We start from the raw sequence: 17,806 nt of genomic DNA, 5'->3' as shown, positions 1-17,806 counted from the left end.
AACAGAATTGCAGAAAACCGAAACCCCCAGCGGCCAAACGGCTGGGGGTTTTTGTAGTTGGCACCTGTACGGGGCTTATAAACTCAAAATGTCACGTATATCTTGTTCAGAAAGAGAAGCAAGAGCATCCTCTCCGGGCTGAATTACTTCTTCAATTAAATGTTTCTTTCTTTGTTGAATATCGTACATTTTGTCCTCGACAGTGCCTTGTGCAACGAGGCGCAGTACTTGTACGACATTTTTCTGCCCGATTCGGTGTGCGCGATCAGCCGCTTGCTGTTCCACAGCAGGGTTCCACCATAGGTCATACAGAATGACGGTATCCGCCCCGGTCAAATTCAACCCCGTTCCGCCTGCCTTCAAGGAGGCTAAGAACAGCTCGCGCTCACCCGCATTGAATCGGCTGCACAGCTCCACTCGCTCAGCGCTTGGCGTCTGACCGTCCAAGTAGAAGTAGGACACGCCTTGTTCCGCCAGCTCTCGCTTTATAATGGCGAGCATTTCCGTGAACTGTGAGAAAATGAGCGGTCTTCGCCCAGCCTCTCTTGCTTCTGCGATTATCTCCAGCAGCTGTTCGAACTTCGCGGAGCTTCCCGCGTAATCCTCGACGAACAGGGCAGGATGGCAGCAGAGCTGGCGCAGCCTTGTAATGCCAGCGAGTATCTTAATACGACTCTTCTGGAACCCGTCCTCATCCAGATGCTTTAGAGTATCCTTCTGCAACTTGGCTAAGTAAGCAAGATACAGCTTCTTCTGCTCAGGCAGCAATTCTGATGCTTGCAGGGATTCGATTTTCTCCGGCAGCTCCTGCAATACATCTGTTTTTAATCTTCGCAGCAGGAACGGACGGGAGCGCTTCGCTACAACGTCGCGCGGAAGGTCGCTGAACTCCTTTCTCTCTGGGAACAAGCCCGGAAATACAGCATCGTAAATCGACCACAGCTCATCTAGCGAATTCTCTACTGGTGTTCCGGTAAGCGCGAAACGGTACACAGCTTGAAGTGCCTTCACAGCCTGTGCCGTTTGAGTCGTGTAATTTTTGAACGCTTGCGCTTCATCCAGAATGAGCGTGTGGAATGAGCGCTTGGCATACCATTCAATATCTCTGCGCAGCAGCGGATAGGATGTGATGATAACATCGGCTTGCTCAAGATGATTCAGCTTGCGGATGCGTTCCGTCTTGTTCCCGTCAGCAATGACAGTGCGAACCGAAGGAGCGAAGCGCATGAATTCATTGCGCCAATTGTACATGAGCGACGCTGGACAGACGACGAGCGCAGGGAGCTCCTTTTTCTGAATGTCCGGCAGAACAGACATGATGAAGGCAATGCTTTGCAATGTCTTGCCGAGACCCATATCGTCCGCCAATATGCCGCCGAAGTGATAGTGCGCCAGCGTCTTCAGCCACTGGAACCCGTATGCTTGATATTCCCGCAGCACAGGAACGAGACTGTCCGGTACGGGAAATTCCAAATGATCCGGGTTGCGCAAATTCTCCAACAGCTTGCGCAAGGTTTTGCCAAACCGTACAACCTGCCGTTCTCCTTGGGAATCGACAAGATGCAGTCCTCGTATGACAGGGATCCGGAATTCTGCTCCTGAAGCCTCTCCCTGACGTATCCCCACCTCGTTCATGAAGCGAATAATCTCTTGAAACTGTTCGCTTTCAAGCGGCATGAGCGAGCCGTTTGCCATTCGATAGTAGCGTCTTTTTTCTTCAATTGCCTTTAGCAGCTTGCGGATCTCTGCCTCTGATATTCCATCCATTTCGAACTTGAATTCAAGCCAATCGGTACGTTCGTCCACATTGACTGAGATTTTGGGAGGAGAATTTGGAATGAACAGCCTTTCCTTCACGGCAGAAGTCGCATAGATGTGCAGGATTCGCTGCAACTGGGGAACAACGTGATACATGAATTCATATTCTGCATCCTCGTCTTCCAAGAAATATCCGCCTTCCGTCTTCACAAACGGCGACTGCTCCATAATTTCCAGTATCCGCTGCTCTTTCTCCGTATTTCGCATCAGAATTCGGTTCTCTGTGTGCTTTTGCCGATTGGGTTCCAGCGGATTAATGGAGACATCCCCGTAGTGAAATTCCAGCCCTGCAAGCAGGCGATCCCGTATGCGATCGAGATACAGCTTCGCCTGCAGTTCCGGCTGTACGACGCGATCAGCTATTGCTTGCGCAATGCGAACATTGCCGAGCTTCTGCAGTCCCGGGATCACTTTGTCCATGATTGGCCCAATCTGATTAGGCGATATAAGAATCCGTTGCTGGCGACCACTGCCCAACGTCTTCTTGAGGTCGACGAGCCGCTTGCATTGCTCAATCGGGGTCGGAATAAAGGCTCCATTAGCAATGACTGCTCCGTAGCTTTCCAGCACTGTCACTTGCTCTAATCCATGTACATCAATGCAGAACGACTCCTTATCCGCCTCATCCAGCCTGAATTGTATCGGGAGGGGCTCATCTATAACAGACAGTCCCTCAAAAATCGCTCCATCATGCGACAGAAGTACAGATGGAGCCTGTTGAAGAACAGGAAGCAGGGCATCCCACGAGTAAGGGGGAATGAGCAGCATTCGTTCATCGTTGCCCTGCTTGGCAAGAACGGCGGAATGCGGCATGTGCCGATATACATTTTCGTTGCGGTATATCGAGATCAACTGCTGGATAACGGCAAAATGCTCGGGATGAAAGCAGTGCAGTGCGGGGTCATAGGAGAAGTGTTTTGAAAAAACATAGCATTCCCCACGATCGATACAGTGCAGCAGTTCCCGAATATGCTTGACGATATACAGTCGCTGCGGCCCGACTCTCATTTCAACGGCCAAAAAGGCTTGCTCGCTGCCTGATGAAACCGGGAAGCAAGTGATTTCTAATTCCAGCGGCAGCCTGGTGTCGAATAAGGGGCGGACGCGGCTTGATTTGAGCGGAGTATCGTCAAATAAACCGAGTATTCGCTGGGCTAGCTGATCATCCCCCGATTCCATATTCATAGTAACGATTCTCCTTTCTGTATGTGAGACGAGATATATAGTGAACGCATGTTCGTGTGTGTCGATAGCTATATGATAACAGAAAGCAATTAAAAAGAAACAATAGGACTTTGGGACTACGTGATTATAGTCGAAATTAAGAATATATTCAGTGCCGATTGGTAAGATGGGAGTCAAAGTAAATCGTATAGGCTTGTTACCCGCATGAGCTCAGTGGAGCCATAACTGGAAAGTTGAAACCACTGACAGGATGTATGCAGGCATGTATAATAGGATCTGCAATGAAAGGGAGTTTTCAGAAAATACAAAAATTTTCCTTGATTCTCCAAGGATCATACAGGAATTCGTCGAATGTAATAGCGATTATACTTCTTTCAGACTGATTCCAGGGTGTTAAAAATAAGACCAACGTCTCATATTATGGGGCGTTATAGATAGGGAAAGGAGGCCGACCCGATGGCGGGCATATGGTCCAAAATGAAAATTGAGCAGAGACTGGAGTCCCTGCGCCGCTATGTCACGCCAGCACTGCTAGCTGCCGCGGGAGTATTTATAATTACCTGCATGGCATTATTTGTTCCCCCCTATATCGGCATGGCAGATAACGGCGACTATTTCCGCATCCTATACAGCAATGGCCTATACTTTAATGCGCCTGATTATGACAGCCAGTATTTTGGATATTTTATTAAGCAATATGGAATATTCCAATACTACAACGAGAATGCGGCAACATTGTTCTCTTCTCAATCGGTATTTATTAAAGCAGCGATTTGGCTTAATCAATTATTGTACAGCCATGAGATATTCGATATCCGCTTCCAAGCGGCTATTTTTCTGGTGTTGTATACCATTGCCGTATATTTGCTTGTGGAGAGCTTAACGTGGAAGGTTGCTTCCAAGTACGCATATCCGATATCGATCATCGCGATATTTTTATTCGGTGATACCGCATATACCGCTTACTTCAACTCCTTCTTTGGGGAGAGCGTTGTTTTCATTATGCTGATATTTGTGTTTGCCTCAGGGCTGCTCATCTATCGGAATCGATACAATGACTATGTCATGATGGGGGTACTGTTGGCCAGCGGATTGCTGTTGACAACAAGTAAACAACAGAACGCGCCACTTGGCATCATTCTCGGCATATTTGGCATCTTCCTTATCTTTATTCGGAAAAAAAGAACATACCGGGCATTGATGTCTTCAACGCTCGTACTTCTGCTTTTGGCCGGCATCGGCACCTACACGCTCATACCGAAGGAGTTCGTGAACATTAACCAATACCACGCGATGACGCGGGGAATATTGATGGGTTCCGATGATCCGGAATCGACATTGGAAAAATTCAATATGGACAAGCAGTACGCCATACTGAACAAAAGTATTTATTACGAGCTTTACACAACTGTAGATGTAGATTCTGAAATTTTAGAAAATCAATTCTACAGCAAATACGGATTTGTATCGATACTTGGCTATTACCTTACCCATCCTTCTAAAGCTATCGATATGCTGGATTTGGCCGCCAAGAGTGCATTCAAGATTCGTCCCCCTGCAATGGGCAATTACGAGCTATCAGTTGGAAAGCCATTTCGCGCGCAGACGTCGTTTTTTTCTGGCTACAGCATTCTGAAGGCCAAGATGGCGCCGAAAACATTCGGTTTCGTGACTTTATGGATTGTGCTTGTCACTGGACTGTATATGCCTTCCTTTATCGCTGCGATAAGGGCCAAGCAAATACGGCGCATGATCCGATTTACCTTCATTTTTATTATGATTTTGATGGGGTTGTCGGGAATCGCAGTATCCATTATTGGTGCAGGGGATGCCGATTTAGCGAAGCATGAATTTGTCTTTACGGCGGTTTTTGACCTTGTCACGTTTGTAACGGTGTCTGACGCGATACGCAGACGCTTATGGAGCAGACAGGATGAAGATTCTGCACTGCTTACTTCTGATACCGGCACTCATGTTCATGAGGGAGCCAAGGTGGTGATGTAACGCGTGATCCAAAAAAAATTCATAATATGGATGCTTGTAGTGATGCTTGGGTGTGGGATGCCATTGCCTATCCGAGCGGCAGAGCAAGCTGCCTCCAAGGTGCTGCTCATCTACGACAGCTTGGACAAAGGAACAACGCGAGAGGGGAATGTCGAGGCAATGCAGCGCCTGCTGGCTTCCTATGGCATCCAAGTTACGCTTGTTCGTTCTGACCATTATCAGCGGGGGCAGATGGACGCTTATGCAAAGGTGATAGGGATTCATAACTTAACTGATTTGAAGGAATCAAGTCAGGATTTTCTTCAAGATGTCGAACAGTATCGAGGTAAATATTTGCATATCGGTGCGAGAGTCCCGGAAGTGGTAACTGCAAGCTTGGAGCTTCGCGTCCGCAGCGGAGTCCCTGGCCCAATTCGAATCACGATTAACCGCTTTGTACAAGACGCAATCCGTACCGAGCAAGTGAGCATTATCGAGCATGCTGCGGGCACTCATTACGGGAGCCTCAGCTCAGCAGGCGCCCCGTCCGAACACCCTTATGGTGTGCGAAACGGCCGCTACGGCTATGCCGCTTACTTCGAGGGGGGCAACATCAGTGAGCTGGCAATGTCGCACTTGTTGCGGGACTGGCTGGGCATTGCAGGAGAGGCTCGCAGCTACGTTATTTTTAAGGAAATCTATCCGTTCTCAGACTTGCGGCTGCTGGAGCGGCTTGCCGACCGGATGTATGAGGCGGGAATCCCGTTCATCGCAAGTGTGCAGCCCGTGTTCATGAATACCGACTATCCGGCCATGAAGCGATATATGGAGACGCTGAAGTATGTCCAATCCCGCAAGGGAAGCATTATTGCGAATGCCCCAGTCGTAGCCTCGACGGTCAACCTACGCGATACGACATTGAAGGGAAAGATGGAAGGGTTCGTTGATGTGCTTGCAGACTATGGTGTTGCACCTTTGGGACTTGGAGCAGATTTCTACTGGACATATGACCAAAGGTACGCAGAAGAGGGCATGAGCTTTACGGACTCGGTCGTGTTGTTTCCAAATAAGACGTTGAAGTACAGAGTCAAGACGAATGAGTCTAAGGCGTTTTCGTTCTCCGCATACAGCATGCAGCCTGAATTTTTGAAGCAATTCGGTCATTCCGGGACTTTAGTGCCTGCGATGCCTATGAATACAGCATTAACCTTTGATCTTCCCAATACAGAGGAGAAGATGAACGACATCGTAGAGCAATTGGAGAGCAGTTGGATATCGTTTTCTGATTATAAACAAGCCCCCCATACCGTTCGTACGCCTAACAGCATCATTATGTCCCGAGGCGGCAGTGTGACCATTAACGGACAGGGTGTAAACTTAGATGTCGTGATCAAGAAGGTAAGCTCGGATTTTGTATATAAGGAAAAAGAAGTGAAGAGCTTCGAGACCTTGTTTAATGTACAGAACAAAATTTTTATTGTCATTATTATTCTGACGCTTATTGCGTTCACAGGGTTCCTCATCGTGGGGAAGCGGCTGTACAAGCGCAAATATTACAAATAAGGAGATAGCCATGACGACTGCAGATATTTTAATGCTCATAGCGGTTATCTGTATTTGGTCGCTCTTGCTTGTCAACGTCGTTCTTATCATTGCAGGTTACTTGTACTACATCAAAATCGAGAACGAGGAAGTGCCGGAAATTAAGGGTGAGGCTCCATTCGTCTCTATCATGGTGCCTGCCCATAATGAAGGAAAGGTCATCACGAAGACGGTAGAGTCACTATTGGCGCTGGATTATCCTCATGATCGATACGAGATTATTGTTATCAATGATAATTCATCAGATAACAGCAGCGAACTGCTGGGCAATTTGCAGCACAAGCATGAGGGTCGCAATCTGATAGTCATTAACACGGATGCGGTGACGGGGGGCAAAGGCAAGTCCAACGCGCTCAATATCGGATTCAAGCGGAGTCGAGGCGAACTGATTGCTATCTATGACGCAGACAATACGCCGGAGAAGACAGCTCTTCGCTATCTGGTAGCAGAGATTACGAATGACGATACGCTTGGTGCGGTAATCGGCAAGTTCCGTACCCGCAACCGCAACACGAACCTGCTTACGCGCTTTATTAACATCGAGACGCTGTCGTTCCAATGGATGGCTCAGGCTGGGCGATGGAAACTATTCAAGCTGTGTACGATTCCGGGGACGAACTTCATTATGCGGCGCAGTATCGTGGAAAGCATAGGCGGCTGGGATGTAAAGGCGATTGCTGAGGATACGGAAATTAGCTTTCGCATTTACATGATGGGGTATCGAATTAAGTTTCAGCCGAAGTCTGTAACATGGGAACAGGAGCCACAGACGGTAAAGGTGTGGTTCAAACAGCGAACGCGCTGGGCAAAGGGCAATATTTACGTCATTATCAAAAACATTCCACTGCTTTTTGACCGAAAGGCACGAAATATTCGCTTCGACATTCTCTATTTTTTATCGATTTACTTTTTGCTGCTTACCTCATTAGTCATGTCCGATATTTTGCTCATTCTGCATGCCTTAGGTTACGTGCATACGACGATAGCCGGCTTTAGCTCCTTCTTATGGCTGCTGGCCATCACGTTGTTCATCTTAGGGACTTATATTACGCTAATCACGGAAAAGGGGGAGATGGTGCTCTCCAATCTGTGGATCATTATGCTGATGTATGTATCGTATTGCCAGATGTGGATGGTCGTAGCCGCTTATGGGCTCTATAACTATGTGAAGGACTTATTATTCAAGCGGGAGGTCAAGTGGTACAAAACAGAACGCTTTTAGAAAGTTGATTTTGAACACGTAGTATTTTAGGAAGTAACTCTTTTGATCACGCAGCAAGTTGACCATTTTGACCCGCATGTATAAGGAACTCGTTCGATGACGGAATACTCATTATATGAAGAAAAGACAGGAGAGAGAAGCTTGTGAATAAACGGTGGATCGTAGTCGGCATGACTTGCTTGTCCTTGTTATTGGGACAGCTTGGACAGGCCTCGGCAGCTGTGGCTCCCACAATGGGCTCTGCTCAACTGAATACGTATGAAGAGACATTTTCAAGTGCGGACACCTCTTTGTCCGGAATTATGTCCTCTAGACAGTTCAACTTTCAAACTGAAGAGTATTGGAAGGTTGACGAAGTTAAGATCCATGTCGATTATAAGGCATCGCCTTTGACGAAAAGAGAACGATCCAGCGTAACGCTGGCATTGAATGGAAAGAAGTTTCATTCCTTCCGTCCCGAAGTCAGCGATGATCCAAAACGTCGGCTTACGGTATCCGTCCCGAAGGAACTGCTGGTAAAAGGAAATAATACATTAACGATCGAAGGCTATATTGTCACTACTGACGCAAATCAAATTTGTATGCCGTCGGAGAAGCGTGACAACTGGCTGCAGCTGTTTGCGACGTCAGGCGCTTCCATTCGATATACGAGTGAGGCGATTAAGCCAAGCATTCGCGATTTTAGCCGCCATTTTACGGGCATGGATACGATCAGCACAGGGCTTAACGCGATTGCGATACCTAGGAACAGCAGCTCTGCTGAGCTGGAGTCGGCCGTATATGCACTTTCAGGCTTTGCGAAGCAAAATAGGCTGAAGCAAAAACAAATTCCGATGTATGCATTCGACACTGACGCCTTAAAGGGGAAAAAAGCAGTTGTGGCTGTGGCCTTGTACAATCAGCTGCCAGCGGCTTGGAAGAGTGAACTGGGCAAAGTAGATGTCGCACAAGCTGCGGTGATCCGTGTGATTCGAACCGATACACAGCCGACTCTTGTCGTTACTTCTCAGGATCCTGCTATGCTGGTGAAGGCAGGACGATTGCTGGCAAATCAAGAACTGGTCAAGCAGTTGGACGGGGATACGAAAATTGTATCGGGGGATACGGATGTTGCGACGCCTGAAGTCAGCATTAGCAGGGACATGAAGCTTACCGACAATGGCGACAAGCTGAAAGGCTGGATGCATCAAGAGAAATCATACTTCATTTCGCTTCCAGCCAACCGCACGATTGCCGAGGCGAGCAAAATCCATCTGGATATGCGATATGCGACTAATCTCGATTTTGATCGCTCCATGGTTACGGTGCTCATTAACAACACGCCGATCGGCAGCAAGAAACTGAGTATGGATCTAGCCAACAAGGATACATTAACTTTGCCGATTCCAAACAATTTAGATGTAACAGGTAGCTTTACGGTCACGGTTGCATTTGACTTGGAGCTTCAAAATGTCGTGTGCATGGAACCTCAGGATGAGATGCCTTGGGCATTTATTACGAAGGATTCAGTACTGCAGTTGAAAACGAAGGATAAGACAGAGCTGTTGTTCGACAGTTATCCGAATCCATTCCTTCGTGACGGCAGCTTCAATCAAGTTGCGGTTGTGATGCCGAAAAATCCAGATATGTATACGTACCAGTCGTTAGGGAATGTATTCAATCTTCTTGGCCAATATGCCGAAGGCAATGCAGGAGAAGTTCGCTTCTTCGCGGATCAAGCATCTGCTTCCGACCTGAAGGCACATAATGTGATTGCTATTGGCAGCTATAACAATAATAAAATTATCCGGGATAACAATGATAAATTGTATTTTAAATACGGAGCGAATGGCGAAGGGTTTGTCTCCAACGAGAAGATGAGCGTGGACGCGGATTACGGCAAGCGATTAGGCACGCTTCAATTGATCGAGTCTCCGTATGAGGAAGGCCGAGGCTTGCTGGCTATTAGTGGCCCGAGCACCGAATATGATTATTTGGCCTCCAAGCTGCTGGCCAGTGATAACGCGAAGTGGAGAATATACGGAGATGGCGTAGCCACGAACAAGGACGGCGACATCCACGCCTTCCGCTTCAAGAAGCAGGCAGAGCAGCAAGCTACCTCGATTATGGATCAGGTACTGCAGCGTGGAGACGTTCTGGGCTTTATGGTAGCTACTATGCTTATCGGTTTGCTCGTGCTCGTATCTCTCATTTTCATCATTCGCAAATACCGCAAGAAACGGGGGGCTGACGATGAAACGAAATCAAAGTAGTCTTCTGTCAGATGGTGCCTTCTTGCTATGGTTTTTGCTGAGCTTTGTATGCATTGCATTTACGGTGGGTGAGCCGAGCCGCTACATCATGAACATGATCCTGCTTAATGTAGCCTTCCTCATCGCCATCGTTACGTACTTCACGAGTGTGACGACAGGGTTAGTCCTAAATATTGTGTTTCTATTCGGATATGGGACGTTTACATTGTATCAGACTGTCGTGGAGGGAGGAGTCGTTGGAGCCCACAATTATTTCTGGCTTATCATGACGCCGGCCTTTACCGTGGTTAGTGCTATGCTTACCCATGGAAATCGAAAATTGCAAGCGGATAACGAACAATTGGAACGTAAAAATGCATCTCTGGCGACGATGGATGAAAGCACAGACTTGAAAAATAGCCGCTCATTCCAAAAAGATGCCAAAGTGTTCATGGCTTTGTCCACGCGATATCATATTCCGCTGACACTGCTTGTCATACAGGTGAGATATTGGGACGAACTGAAGCGAATGGTTAGTGAAGAACAAATGTCAAAAATGATCTATGATGTGTCTAAGCTGAGTGAGACAAGCATACGTATGAACGACTCGCTATACATGCTGAATACAGAGAATCCGACATGGGGCCTGCTGCTGTTCACCGACCGTGACGGAGCCAATGTCGTTATCGAGAGGTTGAAGGAGAAGGTTGCTTCCTTTAATAATGTAGAATTTGCGGGTAAGTACAAAATCGAGTTGAGTCTTATCGTAGGTGCTTTGGAATATTCTCCTGAGACGGTACCCACACCGTTGGAATTCATATCGCAAGCTAGAAGACAGATGGAGTACGATGTATAAAAGCTGCTAAGGTTTTGCGGCAGTTAACGCTTCGCGATGACCATTCACCCTATGTGGATGGTCTTTTATTTAGAAAGAAAATGTAGTAGGCTTGGTTTCAGTAAATGTTCAGTGAGTTGGAATATAATGTTGATTAACGATATTCCGAGGTGGAGCATGAAGAAATGTAAGGGCAGGGCACTGCTGTTTATTATGTCATTGATTCCAATTGGATCACTGCATGTGTATTTATCCATTCATGACGTAAACCATTTGTTTATTATGATTATGTCAACATTTGCTATTGTGGTTTCTTGGCAAGTTGGCAAATATATTGATAAGCTGCGATATGAGCGAGATACGGATCCGCTAACAAAGGCCTATACTCGTCGCGCGGCCCAGCGCATCTTCCGTAAGCTCTCTAAAAGAGCTGTCAGCGCCAACCGCAAGTTGGCAGTCTATTTTGTTGATGTGGACAACTTCAAGACGGTTAACGATAATTACGGTCATCATGTCGGAGACACGATGCTGAAGAAAATAAGCAGCCAGCTACTGCAGCTCAAGATTCGAGACAAGCAGGTTGCGCGCTGGGGAGGGGATGAATTCGTCATTATGGTGCCATGCGCGAACGATCAGGAAGCACATGTTGTGCAGCATGCGTTGTTATCTCATATACAGCTTCCAGCCATTGATGAACAGACCCCTTTGACGATTTCCGTCGGATGCTCAACTTTCCCAAATCAAGGCCGGAGCTTGAATGAACTGGTGGACATTGCGGACAAGCAAATGCTTTGGAACAAGCGGCAGGGCAAGTCGGATGTCAATCGGAAGCGCTGCTCCTGCGAATGGACATGCTAAGAGGCATGATATTATTCGGTTTGAATTTCTCTTAAATAGCATCAACATAAAAACAGCCTGATATCCGATAACGGATAATCAGGCTGTTTTTACTTATCAATTGCGAAAGGAAGCCTTCTCTAATCATGACGCAGTGCATCTACCGGCTTCAGAGAAGCTGCTTTGTTGGCAGGAAATATCCCGAATACAATTCCAATTACGGCTGAAAAGGCAAACGAATATATGACAATATCTATTTGGATGGCGGTTGCGACGGACATGAAATGAGTCATGGCATAGCAGGCGGCATAAGCCAATCCGATACCGGCCAAGCCGCCCATTCCGCTTAAAACGACGGACTCAATCAGAAATTGCAGCAGAATATCGCGTTTCTTGGCGCCCAGCGATTTGCGGATGCCGATTTCCCGTGTCCGCTCCGTAACGGACACCAGCATAATATTCATAATTCCGATTCCCCCAATAATTAGGGAGATGCAAGCGACGCCCGCCATCATCGTGGACAGCGTCTTCGTGATTGAGCTCATCGTATCCTTTACATCTTGCTGGTTGAAAATGTTGAAGCTGTCCGTATTGCCACGGAACAGGTTCGTCAGCTTCGCTTCCAGTTGTGCCGAGACCTCGCCCATTTTCTCCTCTTGTGCGACCTTAACGCCAACAGAGCGCACGCCAGCCGACTGGAACAAGCGCTGTGCTGTTGTGATAGGGATGAGAACTTTCTCGTCATTCGATCCGCCGAGCGAGCTGCCTTTCGGCTCCAGCAAGCCGATTACTTTAAACCGTACACCGTTCAGCAATATCGTTTGTCCGGTTGGATCTGCTCCCTTGAATAATTCAGCTGCTGTATCTACGCCAAGCAGGGCAACTCGGGAATAACCTGTAATATCGAGGGGTACGATATAGCGGCCGCTTTGGTTTTTGAAATCCTTGACCCGTTCATAGTCTGGCGTAATGCCTTCCACAGATACGGATGAGGCTTCAGTCGTGCCATTTTTAACGGTCGCATTTCCGGATACTGTGGGGGCCAGTCCCTCGATATCCGGAATATCGTCAGCCAAATGAACCGCATCGTCCAACGTTAGTGTCGTTTGGCTGCCCCGTCCCATAATATTGACAGACAGCTGATTCGTGCCAAGGCTTTGCAGCGATTGCTCAACTGCATTGGAGGAACCTTGACCCATGGCCATCAAGGAAATAACCGTAGCGACTCCAATTAAGATGCCGAGCATCGAAAGGAAGGTTCGCAGTTTATTGGAGCGTATACTGTGCCATGACATTTTGAATCCTTGCGACAGCTTCACGTCCATTCCCCCTTTCCTCTGTCAGGACGCCGTCGTTCATGAAGACGACTCGTTTTGCGTGGGCGGCCACCTCCATGTCATGGGTGATAAGGATGATCGTATGCCCCTCGTGATTGAGTTTCTTGATTAGTTCCATTACTTCTTGTCCTGTTTTCGTATCTAAGGCACCGGTAGGCTCGTCAGCAAGCAGGATTGGAGGATGCGCAGCCAGTGCCCGGGCAATGGCTACCCGCTGCTGCTGCCCGCCTGACAATTCGCTTGGCCGGTGTCCCATCCTGTCCTCCAATCCGACCTGACGCAGTGCCTGTACAGCCATTTCCTGTCTATCTTTTGCTCCTAATCCGCGATAGATAAGCGGAAGCTCTACATTTTCAATGGCGGTAAGCTTGGGGAGCAAGTGGAAACTTTGAAAGATAAATCCGATCTTGCGATTGCGAATATCCGCCAGCTTGTTGTCGCTCAATCGGCTCACTTCCACTCCATCCAGCATATAGCTGCCGGAGCTTGGCGTATCCAGACAGCCGATGACATTCATCAGAGTGGACTTACCGGAACCCGAAGGGCCGATAATAGCTACAAAATCCCCTTGTTGAATATCGAGATGAACCCCTTTGAGGATTTGAACCTCCTCCGGCCCCATTTGATATGACTTTTTCACATCGCATATAGTAATGATGCAAGGATTGCCTGATACATTCTGCTTCATTGGCGACCACCTCTACCTCCTGAAGACCCGTTAGGGAAGCTAGACCCTCCAGGGAATCCGCCGCCGAAGCTTATGCCGCCCTGGCGTTGTCTCTGCTCTGTACCGCTGCTTCCACCAACTTTGCCTTGCGGGATAGCCACTAAGACAGAATCTCCAGCATGGAGGCCTGACGTAATTTCGGCATACGTATCATTGCTGATACCGATGGCGACCTCCATGAGCTTACCACCACCTCCTGTGCCTGCTGCCTGTCCGAGGTATCCCCCATTTCTCGTATATCCTTGCCCTGCATCACCAGCAGCGGCGCCAGATCCGCTGCGGTTGGCTTTGGACCATCCTTTACTAGAGCGTTCATTGTCTCCATTTAGGCGAGGGGTTTCATTGCTGTCCTGCTGTGACGAGCTGCTTGCATTGGCTGGTTGGTTATCGGTCTCCTTAGCATCTCTCTCTGGGGAAGTAGCACTCCCATCTTCATCAGGTACACGCACATAATGTTTACTGCCCATGGTAATGACTGCATCGACCGGAACAAGCACGACATCCTGCTTCGCTTGCGTAACGATATCAGCTTGACCCGACATGCCCGCAAGCACCCCTTCTGCCTTGGTTAATCCGATATTTACATCGTAAGTCGCTACGCCATTTGAGCTATTGCCTTCTTTTCCAATCGAAGTGATCTTTCCGGTAAATTCTTTATTCGGGAAGGCATTAAGCGTCACTTTGGCTGTCTGTCCAGTTTTAATGGATGGGATATCTAATTCGTCAGCCGACATTACAAATTTCAAGTTCTCATAGTTTGCAATGACAGCTACCACCGTATTTTCGTTCACATCATTCCCATCTTCGATCTGGCTTTCCTTAATAGTTCCTGAAGCTGGAGCGACTACATCATGATTTTCCGCTTCCTCTGCCTGTAGACTTGCAAGCGTGGACTCATTTTGCTCGATTTCTAAGGTGAGTGATTCCATGTTTATCTGAATGGAATCCCGGTTTTCCTCAGGCGCTTCTTTGTATTGCTTCTGGAACTGCTGCATTTGCAGCTGCTGCTTCTTGATAGACAACTCCGTCTGCTTGATTCGCTCGGAATTGTCTGTCTTCTTAAACGCAACGAGCGTCTGTCCTTTTTTTACTTGATCGCCGACCTTGAAGTTGATTTTGCTGATGGTTCCTTTATAGCCTGCCTTGACGTTGGTCACCTCTGCTACGTCAACAAGTCCGGAACCAGATACTTTGGTTTCGATATTTCCCTTGACCGCCTGTACGGTTCGAGCTGCCGGATTTGAAGCAGAAGTCTGCTCTGCCGGCTGCCGGGTCAGATATATTGCGATGGCCGCGCCTGCTGCAATTAATATCGCTGTCACATACACCCATTTCCTCATCATTCTAATCCACCTTTACCGGTTCTAAGGGGCTGCACCTCATTCGATGTTCCCGATAAACATAGGGTACTTGTCTTAGATGAATGATCCATTAAAGCTCACTGAGCATGAACTGAGCGTTAGCTGAATAATTGCTGAAAGCCAAACGAAGGACAACAAATAATGCCATAATGGTCTTAGTTTTCATTTTCGCGATCAGATTAGTATAATAAAGCCTATATTTCAGAAAAGAATTAAGGGGGGCATCATGGCGAAACGAAAGTGGATGATAGGCCTGATCGTCCTATTCGCTATATTCGGTTATGTAGCTGTTCGATTTTTGTCCTCCACATTTGCGGTTGAACGCTTGGTGCAGCAGCTTGAATCGGGTCAGGATACGGAACGGCATCAATCGCTCAAACATATCGTGCTTATTGCTCAGGAGCTGGATAATCCCTTCTGGCGCACGGTGGAGCAGGGGGCAAAGGAGGCGGCCACACAGTTCGGCATGAATATCGAATACGCCGGCCCAATACGCATTAATCCATCCGAACAGATGAAGCTGCTGTCTAAAGCGATTGCATCCAAGCCGGACGCGATTCTGACACAAGGGATCGACGAACCACAATATAACGAGCTGGTGAGCAAAGCAATCGAGCAGGGCATTCCCATTGTAACCGTCGATTCAGACGCCCCGAGCAGTAAGAGATTAGCCTATATCGGGACTGATAATCGAGCGGCAGGGGTGCAAATGGGACAGTTGGTCGTTCGTGATTCAGCCCACCAAGGGAAGATTGGCGTTATTCTAGGCAGCGAGCATGCCGACAATCAGCAGATGCGGCTGGAGGGATTCCGAACGATTATCGAGCAAACTCCAGGCTTTGAAATAGTAGCGGTACAGTCATCGAATATTTCACGAATCGAAGCCGCGAGACAAGCCGAGCTCATGCTAAGTGAACATCCTGATATTCGAACGATGATTGGATTCAGTGCATGGGACGCAGTTGGCATTGTCGAAGGCCTTCAAGCCCTGCATAAGAGCGGGGTCACTGTATTTGGCTTCGATGATGTGGAGGCAACCCAGCGTGCAATTGCGCGTGGCGATATCGCTGCATCCCTTGTGCAGCAGCCGAAAGACATTGGATTCGAAGCTGTATCTGTCCTGCACCGTATTTTTGAGCATAATCCATATCCGAACACACACTATACAGGTACTAAGGTATTAGACAAACGATGAATATACGGAAAAAGTTATTGATCTTCATTCCAGCACTGCTCATTATGAGCAATGGCGTTTCCTTTTTTATTTTCCAAAGCGGGACAACCGTACAGCACAGCTATAATGTGATGCTGGAACGGGTATTGATGTACAAACAGATTGCAGGCCAAGCCGATAACAACCTGCGTGCCTTAAATATATACCTGCTTGATCAAAGCGACAGTGCGCGCAAGGAATACCTTCGGGAACGAGATAGGCTGATTGTGCTCCGATCAAAATTAACAGAGCAGGTTTCTAACCCTCCATCCTCAGGAGCGGCAGTCCGCAATTATCGGAATCTGTTGGACACTTATATCGAGGAGGAGGCCGCTGTGCTTCAAGCGCGAGAGGAGCCTAGTTCCTTGCGTTATGTTCCTCTTTATGAGGAGTTGGAGGCAACAGCCGGCTTTATTCGGGAAGAGGGACATCAGCTCATTGATGAAGAGCTGCGCTTTTATCAGCCGTTCTACCGGCAAATTTTCACTCATACAGAAGCGATGAATCAATGGGGAATCGGCATTTTTATCTTTAATACGCTGCTCAGCATCGCGCTTGCTTATTGGCTTTCTCTAGGTATTACCGAGCCTATCAAGCGGCTGGTAAATGTGGCGAGAGCGATATCCCGCGGTAATTTGCAGAGCAAGCCCCCGCAGGTGGAGGGCAACAACGAGCTTCGCACGCTTGCAGAAGCCTTCGGACGTATGCAGGCTGATCTTCTGCAAATGATCGAGAAAGATAAAGCGAGCTTAGAGAAGGATCGACTTGTGAAGGAGCTGGAGCTCAAGGCGCTGCAAAATCAAATGAACCCGCACTTCCTGTTCAATTCGCTTAATGTGCTTGCAAAGCTTGCTTTGCTGGAGGGCGCTGAACGTACAAGCGATTTGACAGTGTCTATGTCCAATTTGCTCCGGTATAATCTGCGCAAACTCGATCAACCCGTGCCGCTTCGGGACGAGGTTGAGCAGGCGAAGGAATACTTTACGATTCAGCAGGCTCGGTTCCGTGACCGCATCCAATTTGTAACGCAAATCGATGAGACAGCCTTGGATGTGCTTGTTCCGGTGCTCACCCTGCAGCCGATTCTCGAAAATGTATTTGTGCACGGTATTGAGGGAATGGAGGCGGGAGCGGTCGTAACCTTGACTATCGAACATGTGCTGGATGGGGTGCGGGTATCGATCGCGGACAATGGCATGGGAATGTCGGAGGAGACGCGCAATTCCTTACTCCAAATGGATGAGGGAGTAACTGATTCTCGTTCCGGTGGAGGCGGGCAATCTACAGGGATAGGGACATATAATGTGTTTCGGCGACTGGAGCTGTACTATGGCAGAGCGGATCTGGTCGATATTTATAGCGAGCCGGGCCAAGGTACGACGGTAATGATACGAATTCCGAACATCGTGGTGCAATCCGAAAAAGACCGGTGAGAGTTGTCGTGATGAGAAAGGA

General features: G+C 48.0%; 11 protein-coding genes and 1 pseudogene. 8 read left to right on the top strand and 4 right to left on the bottom strand.

The genetic code is table 11. The features are described from left to right. Positions 1–75: 75 nt before the first annotated feature. A pseudogene (locus NO352_RS21110) lies at positions 76–2,982 on the bottom strand (DEAD/DEAH box helicase); the annotation flags it as partial. Between the two features lie 477 nt (positions 2,983–3,459). Between NO352_RS21110 and wsfD the strand changes: the two are divergent. The 6 genes from wsfD (at position 3,460) to NO352_RS21080 (ending at position 11,734) form a co-directional block, all read left to right on the top strand. Continuing rightward, a complete protein-coding gene (gene wsfD / locus NO352_RS21105; RefSeq protein WP_268599221.1) occupies positions 3,460–5,007 on the top strand; it encodes a glycan biosynthesis hexose transferase WsfD in 1,548 nt (515 codons plus the stop codon). Positions 5,008–5,010: 3 nt separating this feature from the next. Continuing rightward, positions 5,011–6,549: a hypothetical protein gene (locus tag NO352_RS21100; RefSeq protein ID WP_268620303.1), complete on the top strand. Its 1,539-nt coding sequence runs from the start codon at positions 5,011–5,013 to the stop codon at positions 6,547–6,549. Positions 6,550–6,559: 10 nt separating this feature from the next. Next, the gene (locus tag NO352_RS21095; RefSeq protein ID WP_005545196.1) at positions 6,560–7,810 is read left to right on the top strand and encodes a glycosyltransferase family 2 protein; all 1,251 of its coding nucleotides are present in this window, start codon (positions 6,560–6,562) and stop codon (positions 7,808–7,810) included. 143 nt (positions 7,811–7,953) lie between these two features. Then, entirely contained in the window at positions 7,954–10,062 is a 2,109-nt protein-coding gene (locus NO352_RS21090; RefSeq protein WP_289356703.1) for a cellulose biosynthesis cyclic di-GMP-binding regulatory protein BcsB, read from the top strand. Beyond that, positions 10,043–10,897: a diguanylate cyclase domain-containing protein gene (locus NO352_RS21085; RefSeq protein ID WP_289356702.1), complete on the top strand. Its 855-nt coding sequence runs from the start codon at positions 10,043–10,045 to the stop codon at positions 10,895–10,897. Before NO352_RS21090 ends, NO352_RS21085 begins: the two co-directional genes overlap by 20 nt. Positions 10,898–11,053: 156 nt before the next feature. After that, complete coding sequence (locus tag NO352_RS21080; RefSeq protein ID WP_289356701.1) at positions 11,054–11,734, top strand: GGDEF domain-containing protein; 681 nt, start codon at positions 11,054–11,056, stop codon at positions 11,732–11,734. Positions 11,735–11,853: 119 nt separating this feature from the next. Here NO352_RS21080 and NO352_RS21075 read toward each other — a convergent pair whose 3' ends face one another. From NO352_RS21075 to NO352_RS21065, 3 genes are read right to left on the bottom strand one after another with little or no spacing between them, the layout of a single operon-like run. Continuing rightward, a complete protein-coding gene (locus NO352_RS21075) occupies positions 11,854–13,038 on the bottom strand; it encodes an ABC transporter permease (protein WP_268620307.1) in 1,185 nt (394 codons plus the stop codon). Then, entirely contained in the window at positions 12,980–13,738 is a 759-nt protein-coding gene (locus tag NO352_RS21070; protein ID WP_005545191.1) for an ABC transporter ATP-binding protein, read from the bottom strand. The genes NO352_RS21075 and NO352_RS21070 overlap by 59 nt, the downstream gene beginning before the upstream one ends. Then, positions 13,735–15,120 (bottom strand): efflux RND transporter periplasmic adaptor subunit, encoded by a 1,386-nt coding sequence (locus NO352_RS21065; protein WP_289356700.1) that lies wholly within the window; start codon positions 15,118–15,120, stop codon positions 13,735–13,737. Before NO352_RS21065 ends, NO352_RS21070 begins: the two co-directional genes overlap by 4 nt. A gap of 244 nt (positions 15,121–15,364) precedes the next feature. Between NO352_RS21065 and NO352_RS21060 the strand changes: the two genes are divergently transcribed. Together NO352_RS21060 and NO352_RS21055 are read left to right on the top strand one after the other, a co-directional pair. Next, the gene (locus NO352_RS21060; RefSeq protein ID WP_289356699.1) at positions 15,365–16,333 is read left to right on the top strand and encodes a sugar-binding protein; all 969 of its coding nucleotides are present in this window, start codon (positions 15,365–15,367) and stop codon (positions 16,331–16,333) included. Beyond that, positions 16,330–17,784, top strand: a complete 1,455-nt coding sequence (locus NO352_RS21055) for a sensor histidine kinase (RefSeq protein WP_289356698.1) — start codon at positions 16,330–16,332, stop codon at positions 17,782–17,784. Before NO352_RS21060 ends, NO352_RS21055 begins: the two co-directional genes overlap by 4 nt. Positions 17,785–17,806: the final 22 nt, after the last annotated feature.

Source organism: Paenibacillus sp. S-12, assembly GCF_030363895.1.
GTDB lineage: Bacteria > Bacillota > Bacilli > Paenibacillales > Paenibacillaceae > Paenibacillus_B > Paenibacillus_B alvei.
Note: the sequence above shows the minus strand (reverse complement) of the source record. Positions and strands in the feature narration are given on the sequence as shown.

Excerpts from the sequence above, each read along its gene's own strand:
- wsfD (WP_268599221.1), top strand. The coding sequence starts at position 3,460 with ATGGCGGGCATATGGTCCAAAATGAAAATTGAGCAGAGACTGGAGTCC.
- NO352_RS21095 (WP_005545196.1), top strand. The coding sequence starts at position 6,560 with ATGACGACTGCAGATATTTTAATGCTCATAGCGGTTATCTGTATTTGG.
- NO352_RS21085 (WP_289356702.1), top strand. The coding sequence starts at position 10,043 with ATGAAACGAAATCAAAGTAGTCTTCTGTCAGATGGTGCCTTCTTGCTA.
- NO352_RS21080 (WP_289356701.1), top strand. The coding sequence starts at position 11,054 with ATGAAGAAATGTAAGGGCAGGGCACTGCTGTTTATTATGTCATTGATT.
- NO352_RS21075 (WP_268620307.1), bottom strand. The coding sequence starts at position 13,038 with ATGGACGTGAAGCTGTCGCAAGGATTCAAAATGTCATGGCACAGTATA.
- NO352_RS21070 (WP_005545191.1), bottom strand. The coding sequence starts at position 13,738 with ATGAAGCAGAATGTATCAGGCAATCCTTGCATCATTACTATATGCGAT.
- NO352_RS21065 (WP_289356700.1), bottom strand. The coding sequence starts at position 15,120 with ATGATGAGGAAATGGGTGTATGTGACAGCGATATTAATTGCAGCAGGC.
- NO352_RS21060 (WP_289356699.1), top strand. The coding sequence starts at position 15,365 with ATGGCGAAACGAAAGTGGATGATAGGCCTGATCGTCCTATTCGCTATA.
- NO352_RS21055 (WP_289356698.1), top strand. The coding sequence starts at position 16,330 with ATGAATATACGGAAAAAGTTATTGATCTTCATTCCAGCACTGCTCATT.